This is a genomic window from Chromobacterium sp. FG89 (assembly GCF_057808735.1).
This window is the reverse complement of record NZ_JBMDIQ010000009.1, coordinates 1-12501: the sequence shown is the minus strand read 5'-3', so window position 1 is coordinate 12501 and position 12501 is coordinate 1. Positions and strand designations below refer to the sequence as shown.

Sequence of the window (12501 nt, the reverse complement as noted above, 5' to 3'; positions counted from 1 at the left end):
CGGGCTATCCGGGTTCAGGGCGCGCAGCGCAGCGTGGCCGGCGGCTTGGTTTGATCGGAATTGCCGTTGCCCGGTTGGCCGGCTTGGTCCTGATTGTCGCCCAGGCAGCCGGCGAGCGCGGCCGCCAGCAGACAGGCGGCCAGCCGGCGCGCCCAAAGGGCGGAGCTGGGCGAAAGAGTGGTGAGCGTCATCGGGGTGCAATCGTCTTGTGGCGGCGCGGCGCGCCGCGGTGAAAAACCAAGGGCCCGGGGGCGGAATCCCAGGCCCTTGCCCAGCCCGGCGATGAGGCCGGGCGGGAAAACGATAGCGAGAACGCGTTACCTAATGATGTCGGTTTTGTGAATTAGCCAAAAAATGCTTTTGTCAATGCGTTGGCGCGCTCAAGGCTGGGGCGGCTCCAGCGGCGCGGCGGCCTCCTCGCTCCGCGCGGAGAAACGATACCAATCCAGCCGCCGGGTCAGCGTCATGATGGCGGTCAGCGCGGCGAAGAGCAGCAGGCTGCCCAGCAGCAAGGCGTTGTCTTCGGACTGCAAGAGACCGTACAGCACCGCGTACAACAGGCTGATCAGTCCGGCGAAACCAAGGCCTCGTTTCCAGCCGCCCAGGATGTGGCTGACGTAAAAGCCTATCTGTCCGACGCAGGCCGTCGCCGCCAACAGATAGGCCGGCCCGAAGCCCAGGTGTTCGGACAAGGCCAGCAGAATCAGGAAAAACATCACCAGCGCCATGCCCACCAGCACGTACTGGATGGGATGCACGCGCAGGCTGCGCAGCGTTTCCAGCAGGAAGAAGGACAAGAAGGTCAGACCGATGAACAGCACCGCGTATTTGACCGAGCGTTCGTTCTGCTGGTACTGGTCCACCGGCTGCACCAGGCCGGTGCTGAAGGACGGCAAGGCGCTCAGGCCGGATTTGCCGTCGCTGAAGGCGGCCTGCTGGAAACGGTCGTTCAGATTATTGGCGAACCAGCTGCTCTCCCATTGCGCCTTGAAGCCCTTGGCGTCCACGCTGCGTTGCACCGGCAGGAAGTTGCCGATGAAGCTGGGGTGCGGCCAGTTGGACGTCAGGCTCAGCGTGCTGCTCTCGCCCACCGGCACATAGCTGATGCTGCGCGTGCCCTGCAAATTGAGTTGGAAGGCGAACGGCAGCGTCTGCGGCTTGGCGAAGTCCAGCAACTGCGGCAGCGGCGCGTGTATGCCCTCGCTCATCCGCGGCAGGCCGGCACCGGCCGCGAACGGATGCGGCTTGCCGCCGGCGCTCAGCTGCGGCACTTTGCCGATGCCGCGCGGATCGCTGATGCCCACCGCCAGATAGGGGGTTTTCAGCTGAATCGACGGTTTGAGCAGCTCAGGCTGCGGCGGGATCTCGAAATGGCCGCTGAAACCGGCCTCGCTGCCGAAGATCAGCGCCTGATAAATGCCCAGCGAACGCGGGCTGACCTTGAGTTTGCCGTCCACCGCCAGCTGGCGCGGCAACACATAGCGTTCCAGTTCGTGCTTGACGCTTTGCGTCTTGCCGTTCTGTTTTTCCTCCACGGTTTCCACATAGGGGATCACCAGCACCGGGCCGATCACGGTTTGCTCGCCGCTGGTGCTGGCCACCACTTTTTCCACCGCCTCTTCCTGGTAGTGCTTGCGCTCGGAAATCAGATTGCTGATCGCGCTCACCGGCACCAGCAGCGCCAAGGACAGCGCCAGCAGGATCAGTATCTTGGTCAATAAGGGGTTTTTCTTCATCGCTTGTCTCCTGGTTGCATGACGGGAGACAGCCTAAATCCAGGCGATGAAGCGGGAATGAGCCCGTGTGAAGTCTCGGTGAAGTTGGCCGAAGCCGCTCGCTATTGAAGCGGGCTCAGCCCGCCGGCAGCCACAGCCGCGCCTCGGCGCCGCCGTCGGCGTGGTTGGCCAGTTCGGCGCGGCCGCCGTGCAGCTGGGCTACTTCGCGCACCAGGCTCAGGCCCAGGCCGGTGCTCTTGTCGCTGTCCGGCCGCGGCAGAGAATAAAAGCGCTCGAACACCCGTTCCAGCGCGTAATCCGGCACGCCCGGCCCGTGGTCGCGCACGCGGAGCAGATAGCCGCCCTCTTCCGGCGCGCCGCTCAATTCGATGACGCCGCCCGGCGGGCTGAACTCCAGCGCGTTGTCCAATAGATTGGACAGCGCCTGCGCCAGCAGCAGGCGGTCCGCGTTCAGCCGGGCCGGCGCCAGCCGGCAAACCAAGCTCACGCCGCGCCCGGCGGCGGCCAGCGCCTTGCCGTCCACGGTTTCCGCGATCAAGGCCGGCCAGTCCAGCGGCTGGGCGTCCGGCCGCAGCCGCGACTCCACCCGCGCCTGCCACAACAGCCTTTCGATCAACTGCTGCATGCGCAGGCTCTGCGCCAGGATGTTGTCGACGAAGCGGCGGCGCGTGTCCGGCGGCGGGTCTTCCCGCAGCAGTTCGCCGGCGCCCCGTATCGCCGCCAGCGGGCTTTTCAATTCATGGCTCAGCGTGTGTACATAGCCTTCCACATAGGCCTTGCCCTCCAGCTTGCGCCGCATTGCCTCCACCGCCAGGCCCAGGCTGTCCAGTTCCGGGCTGCCCAGCCGCGGCACATTGGCCGGCTGGCCGGCCGCCACCGCCTCGGCGTAGCCCACCAGCCGGCGGATGGAGCGGTTGATCCACCACACCATCACCGCGCCTATCAGCAAGGCCGCGCCCAGCAGCGCGCCGCCGGCCAGCATGATCTTGCGCTCGCTGCGGCGGATCACCGGCTCCATCGTCACATTGGGCTTGGACACGGTCAGCGAGCCGACGATGCGACCGTCCAGCCGCACCGGGGCGGCCACGTGCATCACGCTGCTGTTTTCGTCGTCCGGCCTGCTGCGGGTGCTGCGCGCGCCGTATTCGCCGCGCAGCGTGCGGTAGACGTCGTTCCAGCGCGAGTAGTCCCGCCCCAGATCGCGGCCGCTGGAGTCGAAAATCACCACGCCGCGCGCGTCGGTGACGTAGACGCGGAACTCCATATTGTTTTTGACGATGCCGGAAATATTGGCGGCGATGGGCGGCCGCGCCTTGTCGCGGAAAGCGCGGGCCAAGCGTCCCTTGGCGATGTCGCCGTCGGCCAGGTCGGCGGCGGCGATGCCGGCCAGCACATTGGCGCTGTCCACCAGCGTGCCCTCGGTGGCGCGCCGCACGCCCGGCTTCACTTCCTGGGTGAAAATGGCCAGCACGAACCAGCCGGCCACCGCCACGATCAGGAAATAGCCGAGGAACAGCCGCAGGCCGAAGCGCATCTCACTCGCCCAGGCTGTAACCCAGGCCGCGATGGGTCTGGATGGGCTGGGCGTCGGGGTCGATGTCGCGCAGCTTGGCACGCAGGGTCTTGACGTGGGTGTCCACGGTGCGGTCGAAGCTGTCCTCGGCGTCGCGCCACACCCGCTCCATCAGCTGCTGGCGCGAAAACACCCGGCCCGGCTCCGCCAGCAGGGTTTTCAGCAGCAGGTATTCGTAGCGGGTCAGGTTCAGCTTGCGGCCGGCAAAATGGACGCAGGCGCGCGCCTCGTCCAGTTCGAAACCGGCGGGCGCCGGCGCGGCGGCCGGCGCCTGGCCCTTGGCGTAGCGCCGCAGGATGGTGCGCGCGCGGGCGCTGACCTCGCGTGGCGAAAACGGCTTGGCCACATAGTCGTCGGCGCCGATCTCCAGGCCGATGATGCGGTCCATTTCCTCGCTGCGCGCGGTCAGGAACATCAGCGGCACATCGGCGCGCTCGCGCAAGCGGCGGCACAGGTCGAAACCGTTGATGTCCGGCAGGCCCACGTCCAGGATGCACAGCGCCGGGACGGCCCGCTCCAGCCGCTCCAGCAGTGGCAGGCCGCGCTCGAACCACTCGACGTCGAAGCCGTCCGTCTCCAGCGTGTAAATCAGGGTGTCGGCGATGCCGGCCTCGTCCTCGGCCAGCCAGATCAGCGGCTTCATGGCCGCGCCGGCGCCGGCGCCAGCCTGTGCGGCAACAGCCGCAGCGCCTCGGCGTTGGACGGCGAAAACACCTTGTCGGCGGCCGCGTCCCACGGCAGCCAGAGCTGGGCCAGATGCTCGCGCGGCGCCAGCGTCACCGTCTGCGGCCGCTCCAGGCACAGGCCGAACACATGCTCGTCGTTGTGGGTGACGCCGTCCGGATAACGGTGGCGCCAATGCGGATAGATTTCGTAGCGGTTGACCAGGCCCCAGTCGCTGAGCCGGGCGTCGTCGCGCGCCAGGATCAGGCCGGTTTCCTCGGCCAGTTCACGCAACGCGGTGTCGCGCAAGGCTTCCTCACCTTCGCGGCTGCCGGTCACGGATTGCCAGTAGCCGGGCTTGTCGGCGCGTTCGATCAACAGCGCCTGGCCGTCCGCGGTGTGAATCACCACCAGCACCGACACCGGTTGTTTGTCGCCCATCAGCGCTTGCCTCCGTTGGCCGGGCTCTGGCTGGCCAGCAGGCCGGCCAGCTCCACCGCGGATTTGACGCCCATCTTGTCGAACACGCGGGCGCGGTGCACTTCCACCGTTTTCATGCTGATGGTCAGTTCCTCGGCGATCTGCTTGTTGAGCTTGCCGGTGAGGATCAGCTGCATCACTTCGCGTTCGCGGTCCGTCAGCAAGGACAGCGCGGCGGACACCTTGCTGCGGCGGCCGTGCAGCAGGCGGTTCTGCTCGTCGCGCAGCACCGCGGCCTCGGCCCGCTCCAGCAAGCGCTCGTCGTCGAAAGGCTTTTCCATGAAATCCAACGCGCCCAGCTTCAGCGCCGCCACCGCGTGCGGCACGTCGCCGTGGGCGGTGAGCATGATCACCGGCGGACAGTAAGGCCAGCCGGCCAGTTTTTCCAGCAGCATGATGCCGCTCATGCCGGACAAGCGCAGGTCCAGGATGATGCCGTTGAAGTCGCCGCCGTCCGGGCAGGCCAGAAACTCCTCCGCGCTGTCGAAGCCGCTGGCCAGATAACCCTGGCCGTCCAGCAGCCATACCAGCGACTCCCGCACCGCGGCGTCGTCGTCTATGATTGCCAAGCGTTTGCCTGCCATGGCGGCGTCTCCCCTGCCTTAGTCTTGCGGCTTATCGTTGAGAATGCGGATTTCCCGCTGCGGGAACGGCATTTGTATGCCATGTTGCTGGAACAGCCGCCAGATTGCCATATTCAGATCGGATTTCAAGCCCATGAAACCGTTTTCCGGGTCCGCCACCCAAAAGCCCAGCTCCAGATTGATGCTGCTGTCGGCAAACAAGGTGACGAAGCCGCGCGGCGCCGGGTCCTGCACAATCCGCTGCTGTGTGCTCGCCGCCTGTTGCAGCAGCGCCAGCGCCTTGTCCAGATCCGTGCCATAAGCCACGGACACCGGCAAGCTGGTCCACATGCTCTTGTCGGAATAGGACTGGTTGACCACGGTATTGGTCATCAGTACATCATTGGGAATCAGCGCCTCGGTGCCGTCCGCGCCCTTGAGCACCACGTAGCGGGAAGTCATCTTGGTCACGTAGCCGACGCGGTTCTCCACCATCAGCCGGTCGCCGATGCGGATGGAGTGGTCCAGCAGAATGATGAAGCCGGACACGAAGTTGCTGGCGATCTTCTGCATGCCGAAGCTCAAGCCGAACACCATCGCACTGGCGAACATCGACAGCACGGTCAGATCGATGCCCACCACCGGCAGCGCGATCAGCACCACCAAAACCAGCAATATCGTGCGGGTCAGTTTGGCCATGACGATGCGCAGGCTGGGGTCCAACTGCTTTAGATTCAGCAAGCGGGATTCGATCAGACGGCTGACCCACAAGGCCACCATCACGATGATGGACACCCACAACAGACCGTTGAGTATGGTCAGCATATTCAAACGAGTCTTGCCCACCGAGAACGACATCGACTCCAGCCACTCGATCACCACCATGTCGAAGCCGATTGCCCAGCTGACAAAGCCCAGCCACAGCACCGTGGCCAGGAAATGCTCGGTATGGCGTTCGAAACGTCCCTTGGGCAGCGCCTGACGCACCACCGCGCAGCACAGCCGGATCAGGGTCAGCCAGAACAGCATCGCGCTCAGCAAGTGCAGCACCATCGCGCGCTCGTGCAGCAGATGCACCCAGGCGGAGCGGGACAGCATCACCAGCGCTTGCGCCGCCACCGGCAACACCAGACGGAAGCCCACATAGGGCAAGAAGCGCTCATAGCGCTCCGGATTGTGATCGAAAAACTGTTTGAAGGCGAAACGGGCCAGATAGAAAGCGATGAACACGCACAAGACGCCTATCGCCGACTCCATCAGGCCGGACGGGGTTTGCAAAATATCCAGCAAGGCATCGAAGTCGATTTCTTCACGCTTGAACAGCAATGTGGTTTCTCCCAGAGTTGGTTTGCTCGGTTTTCAAAGCACCGGCTCAAAGTCTAGCGAGCAGAAGCGGGGCCGCCGCCAAGGGCGGACCGACGCGCCGCTCGCCTTGCGACGGAGCGTGAACCGGTTTCTAAACATCAAAGCGCCTGGCCGGCGGCCGCGCGCTCCTGCTCCATATCCATCAGCCGGCCCTCGTTCAGCCGCAGCGTGCGCTGAGTGCGCGCCGCCAGCTCCAGATCGTGGGTGACGATGATCAGGCTGGTGCCCAGCGTGCGGTTCAGCTCCAGCATCAGATCGAAGACCTGCTTGGCGGTGTGCACGTCCAGATTGCCGGTGGGCTCATCCGCCAGCAGGCAGGCGGGCCGGGTCACCAGCGCGCGCGCAATCGCCGCCCGCTGACGCTCGCCGCCGGACAGTTCGCCCGGTTTGTGCTGCAAGCGCTGGCCCAGGCCCACTCGGCCCAGCATCTCGCCGGCCTCCCGCTCGGCCTGCTTGCGCGGCATGCGGCGGATCAGCAGCGGCATCATCGCGTTTTCCAGCGCGCTGAATTCCGGCAGCAGATGATGGAACTGATAGACAAAGCCCAAGGAGGCGTTGCGCATCCGGCCGCGCTCCGACTCGGACATCGTCGCCAGATCCCGCCCCAACACCTCCACGCGGCCCTGGCTGGGCGTGTCCAGCCCGCCCAAGAGGTGCAGCAGCGTGCTCTTGCCGGAGCCGGACGCGCCGACGATGGCCAGGCTGGCGCCCTTCTCCACCGTCAGGCTGACATCGGACAACACCGTCAGCTGCAGCTTGCCTTCGTTATAGGACTTGCCCAGCCCTTGGCACGACAACACATTACTCATAGCGCAAGGCCTCCGCCGGTTGCGTGCGCGCCGCGCGCCAGCTGGGGTACAGCGTGGCGAACAAGGCCAGCAGCAGGGAAATCAGGGTGATGGTGGACACATCGCCCCACTGCACGTCGGACGGCAGGTAGTCGATCATATACACCTCGCTGGACAAAATCTTGCTGCCGATGACGCGTTCGATCAGCGGCACGATCACGTCCAGGTTCAAGGCGATCAACACGCCCGAGGCCACGCCGGACAAGGTGCCCAGCACCCCGGCCACCGAACCCTGAATCATGAAGACTTTCATGATGCTGGCCGGCGACGCGCCCAGGGTGCGCAAAATGGCGATGTCCGCCTGCTTGTCCGTCACCACCATCACCAGCGTGGACACCAGATTGAACGCCGCCACCGCCACGATCAGCGTCAGGATGATGGTCATCATCCTTTTTTCGATCTGCACCGCGCGGAAGTAATTGGAATTGGTGTCGGTCCAGTCCGTCACCAGGTTTTGCGGCAGCTTGGCGCGCAGCGCCTGCTTCACCGCGGGCGCCAGCATCGGATCGTCCAGCTTGAAGCGCACGCCGCTGACGCTGTCCCCCATCCGCGACAACACCTGGGCGTCGCGCAGGTTCACCATCGCCAAGGAGGAGTCGAACTCGAACATGTCCACCTTGAAGATGCCCACCACGGTGAACTGCTTGGAACGCGGCAACATGCCCGCCGGCGTGATCATGCCCTGCGGCACGAAGAGCATCACCTTGTCGCCCAGGCCCACATTGAGCTGGCGCGCCAGCTCCGCGCCCAGCGCCACGCCGAACTCGCCGGGGCGCAAATTCTCCAGCTTGCCGGTCACCATGTGCTGGCCCACGTCCACCACCTTGTCCTCCAGCGCCGGCTCGATGCCTCGCACCAGGCCGCCGCGCACATTGCCGTAAGCGGTAAACAGGCCCTGGCTGTTGACGAAGGGCGCGCCGGCCAGCACATGCGGCTGCGCGCCGCCCAGCTGGGCCACCTGCCGCCAATGATCCAGCCGGCCGTCGTAAGTGCTCACCTCCAGATGCGAGGCCACGCTCAGAATGCGGCCGCGGATTTCCTTCTGGAAGCCGTTCATCACCGACAGCACGATGATCAGCGCGGCCACGCCCAGGGCGATGCCGACGATGGAAATCAGGGAAATGAAGGAAATGAAACCGTTGCGGCGCTTGGCCCGCAGATAACGCAGGCCGATAAAGGCTTCAAAAGGCCACTGCATCAAAAAAGCTCCTTTCCGGAGCGAGTCGCGGGCTCGCCGCGCGTAGCCCGAGGGGGTGGATGAAAACGGCGCTCAGCGCCCTTGATAAGGGTTGTGCAGGCTTTGCATCACCTGCACCAGGAAATCCTTGACCTGGCCTTCGTCGCAGCCCATCAGCACCGCGTCCTCCAAGGCGTCCTGCGCCAATTGGGCCAGCTCCTCCAGGTTTTCCTGCATCACTTTCAGCTTCTCCACGCAGGCCACCACATTGCCTTGCGGGTCTTTCCACACCGGTATGTCCACTTTCAATGCCATCGTTTCGCTCCAAAGCACATTGCCCGCAACGCGGGCAATGTTGTTCCTGCATCCTTATCAGCTTAAGCCGCCAATCAACGCTTGGCTTTTTTCTTGGCGCCGCCGGCCGCCTTGCCGCCCTTCTTGGCCGCGGCTTTGCCGCCGCTCTTGCCGGACTTCTTGGCTTCGGCCTTGCCGCCCTTCTTGGCGGAGACCTCCGGTTTGCACTTCTTGCCCTTGCGGCACTTCGCCGCCGGAGCGCTTACCGCCGCGGCCTTGCGCGTCGGCGTCGCCACGGTCAGATCGTCGGAAGTGTCCGCCGCCTGCGCCGCCGTGCTGCGGTTCACCCGTCGCGCGCCGTTGAAGCGGCCGTTCCAGTAACTCTGGTTGATATTGGCCACTTCGATATTCTTGCCGGTGCGCGGCGCGTGGATGAATTTGCCGTTACCCATATACATGCCGACATGGGAATAACTGAAGCCGCGGGTATTGAAAAAGACCAGATCGCCGGGCACGAGTTCGCTGCGGTTGATGGATTTCCCAACGCGAGCCATTTCAGCGGAAGTGCGCGGCAGATTCACTTTCAAGGACTTTTGAAACACATAGCGGATAAAGCCGCTGCAATCCAGGCCGTTTTCCGGCGAGTTGCCGCCGAAACGATAGGCCACGCCCAATAGGCTCATGGCTTGCAACAACAAATCCCCCACCGCGTCTTCCGCGGGGGAGGAGAATTTCGAGATGGGGTCGTCCTGGCCAGACTGCGCGCTAGCTTCCGCCGCGGGGCGCCCTTCCGGAGGGGCCTTTTCCGGCGCCGCTTCAGCGAATACCATAAAGCCCGCCAGCACCAGAGTCATTAAGCGGAGTTGCAATTTCATAGGCCGAACTCTATCGGACGGGGGCGGTAGTGTAAAGCCGCAGGCAGGCCGTTTCCAGCGCTTTGGGCCGGCCCGCTTGAACCTTGGACGAGACAGCCGGCACTAATGGCGTACAATCCATCGCACTGGCATGGCCGGCGGCGAAACCGCGCGGCGGGACGGCGCCGGCGCGCCCGGACGGCAAGCCTTTGTTTTTGAGCGAAAACCCAATGCCCACAAGGCAGAACCGATGCTGAGAGAAACCCTGATCGCCATGCGCGACCTGCCGCGACTGAAGGAAATCAGCGGCATTCTGATCCGTCACGGCCTGGGCGAATTCGCCCAAAGGCTAAAATTACCGCGCGCGGTGGAAAAGGCCGGCCAATGGCTGAACCTCAACCTGCCGGAGGCGGAAAACCGCCCGCCCACCCCGGTGCGCGTGCGCCTGGCCTTTGAAGAACTGGGCCCCACCTTCATCAAGCTGGGCCAGATTCTCTCCACCCGCGTGGACGTGTTCCCGCCGGACTGGATCGCCGAATTTGAAAAACTGCAGAACAGGGTGCCGCCGGTGCGTCCGGAAGCGGTGCGCCGCCTGGTCAAGGCCGCGCTGGGCGACGAGCCTGAAAACGTGTTCGCCCACTTCGACTTCAACCCCATAGGCTCCGCCTCCATCGCCCAGGTGCACCGCGCCACCCTGCACGACGGCAGCGACGTGGCGGTGAAACTGCGCCGCCCCGGCATTGTGGACAAGGTGGAAGCGGACCTGCGCATCCTCAACCACCTGGCCGGCCTGCTGGAACTGGAGTTTCCCGACGTGCGCCGCTTTCAGCCGGTGGAAATCGTCGGCCAGTTCGCCCGCTCGCTGAAGCGGGAAATGGACCTGGCGGTGGAAGCCCGCAATTCAGAACGCTTCGCCCGCGACTTCGCCGACGATCCGGAAGTCCAGGTACCCAAGGTCTACTGGGACTACACCAACGCCGCCGTCAACGTGCAAGACTACATCGCCGGCGTGCCGGCCGCCCGGCTGGAACAACTGGCCGACAGCGGCCTGGACCCGGTGCTGCTGGCCCAGCGCGGCGCGGACGCGGTGCTGAAGATGATTCTGATCCACGGCTTCTTCCACGCGGACCCGCATCCGGGCAACGTCTTCTTCCTGCCCGAACACCGCATCGCCTTCATCGACTTCGGCATGGTGGGCCGCATCAGCCATGGCCGCCGCGATGAAATCGTCGATCTGCTCGCTGCCGTGGCCAACCGCGACGAAGCCGGCATCATCGACGTGCTGATCGAATGGACCGGCAACACCCCGGTCAACGAACGCCAGTTCGCCCACGACGTGGGCGAATTTCTGTTCCAGTACGAACACGTGCCGCTCAAGGGCATTAACATCAGCCAGCTGATCGCCGACATCATGGCGCTGATCCGCGACCACTCCATCCTGCTGCCGCCGGACATGGCCATGTTGTTCAAGGCGCTGATCACCCTGGAAGGCCTGGGCCGCCAGCTGGACCCGGATTTCCAGCTCATCGCCCACATCACCCCCTTTGTGCGCGAGCTCTCCATCGCCCGCTACCACCCGGCGGCCCTGCTCAAACGCGGCCGCCATTCGCTGGGCGAAGCGCTGGCCATGCTCTCCAGCCTGCCGCGCGACCTGATGCGCATGGGCAAGGACATGCGCCACGGCAAGTTCCGCGTCAATCTGGACCTGCAGCGGCTGGACAGCTTCGGCCGTCAATTGGACCGCAGCACCAACCGGCTGACCATGGGCATCGTCACCGGCTGTCTGATCATCGGCTCCTCCATCGTGATGACCGTCAACGCCGGGCCCAAGCTGTTCGGTCTGCCCTTCTTCGGCTTCGTCGGCTTCATGCTGGCCATGTTCAACAGCGTGTGGCTGGTATGGGCCATCTGGCGCTCCGGCAAGGATTTGTGACATGAAATCTAGCAAGACAACCCTGATCGCAGCCGCTTTGCTCGGCCTCGCCGCCGCGGCCAACGCCGCCGACGTCATCACCCTCAACTGGCGCGACGGCGACGAAGTGGCCGCCGCCTTGCGGCCGCAACTGCGCGACGGCGAAAAACTGGGCGCGCTGGGCAACCAGCTGATCCTGGACGCCCCGCCCGGCCGCAGCGCCGAGCTGCGCCGGCTGATCCGCCAGCTGGACGTCAAATCCTCGTCCCTGCTGGTGGAAGTGGCCCAGGACGGCGTCAGCCGAGAAAGCAAATCCGCGGTGCAATTGGGCGGCCAGGTACAGGGCGGCGGCTACAGCATCAGCACCGGCAAGCCGATGACGGTGCGCCCCGGCAGCCAGGTGGTGATCGCCGGCGGCGCCAGCCAGTCCAACACCCGGCTGCAAGCCAGTCAGGCGCTGCGCATGCTGGACGGCAAGACCGGCTTCATCGAGATAGGCAGCAGCCGGCCGCTGCCCTGGCTGATGTTCGGCCCTGACGGCCGGCCGGTGGTGGGCGTGCGCTACCAGGACGCCGTCACCGGTTTCTACGCCCGGCCGCGGCTGCACGGCCAGCGGGTGACGCTGGAACTGGCCGCCAGCCAGCAAGCCTTCAACGGCCAGAACCTGGACAGCGCCAAATTGGCCACCACCGTGGAAGGCGCGGTGGGCGAATGGCTGACCGTGGGCGGCATAGGCCGCGACCAAAGCGGCCAGGAAACCGTGCTCATCGGCGTCAGCCGCAGCAATGTGCAGCTGGAGCGCAGCATCAAGGTGCGAGTGACGCCGGCACAATAAGAACCTGTTTACGATCTGCTGCGCGTCGTGAGACGTGGCACGGTGAGTACGCCTTCGAAATACTCATGTACCGCTTTTACATTCCGCTTTCTCAGCCGCAACGCCTTGTCTCGCCTTGGCTCGCGAGATCGTAAACACGTTCTAAGAGCCGCTAACAAAACCGCGCAGCGCACCTGAGCCAAGGCGCGCCGACGCAGGCAG

Annotated in this window: 13 protein-coding genes; 2 read left to right on the top strand and 11 right to left on the bottom strand. The window is 64.8% G+C overall.

What is annotated here, in order from left to right; translation table 11 throughout:
* Positions 1 to 14 precede the first annotated feature (14 nt).
* The 11 genes from ACODRW_RS10740 to ACODRW_RS10690 form a co-directional block, all read right to left on the bottom strand.
* Complete coding sequence (locus tag ACODRW_RS10740; RefSeq protein WP_488905714.1) at positions 15 to 191, bottom strand: hypothetical protein; 177 nt, start codon at positions 189 to 191, stop codon at positions 15 to 17.
* Between the two features lie 189 nt (positions 192 to 380).
* The gene (gene creD / locus ACODRW_RS10735; protein WP_107798979.1) at positions 381 to 1736 is read right to left on the bottom strand and encodes a cell envelope integrity protein CreD; all 1356 of its coding nucleotides are present in this window, start codon (positions 1734 to 1736) and stop codon (positions 381 to 383) included.
* A 115-nt stretch (positions 1737 to 1851) separates the two neighbouring features.
* On the bottom strand, positions 1852 to 3270 hold the full coding sequence (gene creC / locus ACODRW_RS10730) for a two-component system sensor histidine kinase CreC (RefSeq protein ID WP_488905713.1): 1419 nt from the start codon (positions 3268 to 3270) through the stop codon (positions 1852 to 1854).
* Between the two features lies 1 nt (position 3271).
* Complete coding sequence (gene creB, locus ACODRW_RS10725) at positions 3272 to 3952, bottom strand: two-component system response regulator CreB (protein ID WP_107798977.1); 681 nt, start codon at positions 3950 to 3952, stop codon at positions 3272 to 3274.
* Positions 3949 to 4413 carry a dihydroneopterin triphosphate diphosphatase gene (gene nudB, locus ACODRW_RS10720; protein ID WP_488905712.1) on the bottom strand — a complete coding sequence of 155 codons (465 nt, stop codon included), beginning with the start codon at positions 4411 to 4413 and terminating at the stop codon, positions 3949 to 3951. The genes creB and nudB overlap by 4 nt, the downstream gene beginning before the upstream one ends.
* Complete coding sequence (locus ACODRW_RS10715) at positions 4413 to 5036, bottom strand: response regulator transcription factor (RefSeq protein WP_019100757.1); 624 nt, start codon at positions 5034 to 5036, stop codon at positions 4413 to 4415. Before ACODRW_RS10715 ends, nudB begins: the two co-directional genes overlap by 1 nt.
* A gap of 18 nt (positions 5037 to 5054) precedes the next feature.
* On the bottom strand, positions 5055 to 6341 hold the full coding sequence (locus ACODRW_RS10710; protein WP_227108322.1) for a mechanosensitive ion channel family protein: 1287 nt from the start codon (positions 6339 to 6341) through the stop codon (positions 5055 to 5057).
* Between the two features lie 137 nt (positions 6342 to 6478).
* Positions 6479 to 7189 (bottom strand): lipoprotein-releasing ABC transporter ATP-binding protein LolD, encoded by a 711-nt coding sequence (gene lolD / locus ACODRW_RS10705; protein ID WP_107798975.1) that lies wholly within the window; start codon positions 7187 to 7189, stop codon positions 6479 to 6481.
* Positions 7182 to 8426 (bottom strand): lipoprotein-releasing ABC transporter permease subunit, encoded by a 1245-nt coding sequence (locus ACODRW_RS10700; protein ID WP_488877603.1) that lies wholly within the window; start codon positions 8424 to 8426, stop codon positions 7182 to 7184. Before ACODRW_RS10700 ends, lolD begins: the two co-directional genes overlap by 8 nt.
* Positions 8427 to 8498: 72 nt before the next feature.
* Complete coding sequence (locus ACODRW_RS10695) at positions 8499 to 8720, bottom strand: hypothetical protein (RefSeq protein ID WP_048415208.1); 222 nt, start codon at positions 8718 to 8720, stop codon at positions 8499 to 8501.
* Positions 8721 to 8794: 74 nt separating this feature from the next.
* Positions 8795 to 9574, bottom strand: coding sequence for a C40 family peptidase (locus ACODRW_RS10690; protein WP_107798973.1), 780 nt, complete (start codon positions 9572 to 9574; stop codon positions 8795 to 8797).
* A 229-nt stretch (positions 9575 to 9803) separates the two neighbouring features.
* On the opposite strand from ACODRW_RS10690, the gene ACODRW_RS10685 reads away from it, so the two are divergent.
* Together ACODRW_RS10685 and ACODRW_RS10680 are read left to right on the top strand one after the other, a co-directional pair.
* Complete coding sequence (locus tag ACODRW_RS10685) at positions 9804 to 11486, top strand: ABC1 kinase family protein (protein WP_486637155.1); 1683 nt, start codon at positions 9804 to 9806, stop codon at positions 11484 to 11486.
* Between the two features lies 1 nt (position 11487).
* Entirely contained in the window at positions 11488 to 12300 is an 813-nt protein-coding gene (locus tag ACODRW_RS10680; protein ID WP_488905711.1) for a hypothetical protein, read from the top strand.
* The last annotated feature ends 201 nt before the right edge of the window (positions 12301 to 12501 follow it).

What these genes read in the sequence shown, in the direction of transcription:
- ACODRW_RS10715 (WP_019100757.1), bottom strand. Translation starts at nt 5,036, where the DNA reads ATGGCAGGCAAACGCTTGGCAATCATAGACGACGACGCCGCGGTGCGG.
- ACODRW_RS10685 (WP_486637155.1), top strand. Translation starts at nt 9,804, where the DNA reads ATGCTGAGAGAAACCCTGATCGCCATGCGCGACCTGCCGCGACTGAAG.
- ACODRW_RS10695 (WP_048415208.1), bottom strand. Translation starts at nt 8,720, where the DNA reads ATGGCATTGAAAGTGGACATACCGGTGTGGAAAGACCCGCAAGGCAAT.
- ACODRW_RS10740 (WP_488905714.1), bottom strand. Translation starts at nt 191, where the DNA reads ATGACGCTCACCACTCTTTCGCCCAGCTCCGCCCTTTGGGCGCGCCGG.
- creD (WP_107798979.1), bottom strand. Translation starts at nt 1,736, where the DNA reads ATGAAGAAAAACCCCTTATTGACCAAGATACTGATCCTGCTGGCGCTG.
- nudB (WP_488905712.1), bottom strand. Translation starts at nt 4,413, where the DNA reads ATGGGCGACAAACAACCGGTGTCGGTGCTGGTGGTGATTCACACCGCG.
- creB (WP_107798977.1), bottom strand. Translation starts at nt 3,952, where the DNA reads ATGAAGCCGCTGATCTGGCTGGCCGAGGACGAGGCCGGCATCGCCGAC.
- ACODRW_RS10700 (WP_488877603.1), bottom strand. Translation starts at nt 8,426, where the DNA reads ATGCAGTGGCCTTTTGAAGCCTTTATCGGCCTGCGTTATCTGCGGGCC.
- creC (WP_488905713.1), bottom strand. Translation starts at nt 3,270, where the DNA reads ATGCGCTTCGGCCTGCGGCTGTTCCTCGGCTATTTCCTGATCGTGGCG.
- ACODRW_RS10690 (WP_107798973.1), bottom strand. Translation starts at nt 9,574, where the DNA reads ATGAAATTGCAACTCCGCTTAATGACTCTGGTGCTGGCGGGCTTTATG.
- ACODRW_RS10680 (WP_488905711.1), top strand. Translation starts at nt 11,488, where the DNA reads ATGAAATCTAGCAAGACAACCCTGATCGCAGCCGCTTTGCTCGGCCTC.
- lolD (WP_107798975.1), bottom strand. Translation starts at nt 7,189, where the DNA reads ATGAGTAATGTGTTGTCGTGCCAAGGGCTGGGCAAGTCCTATAACGAA.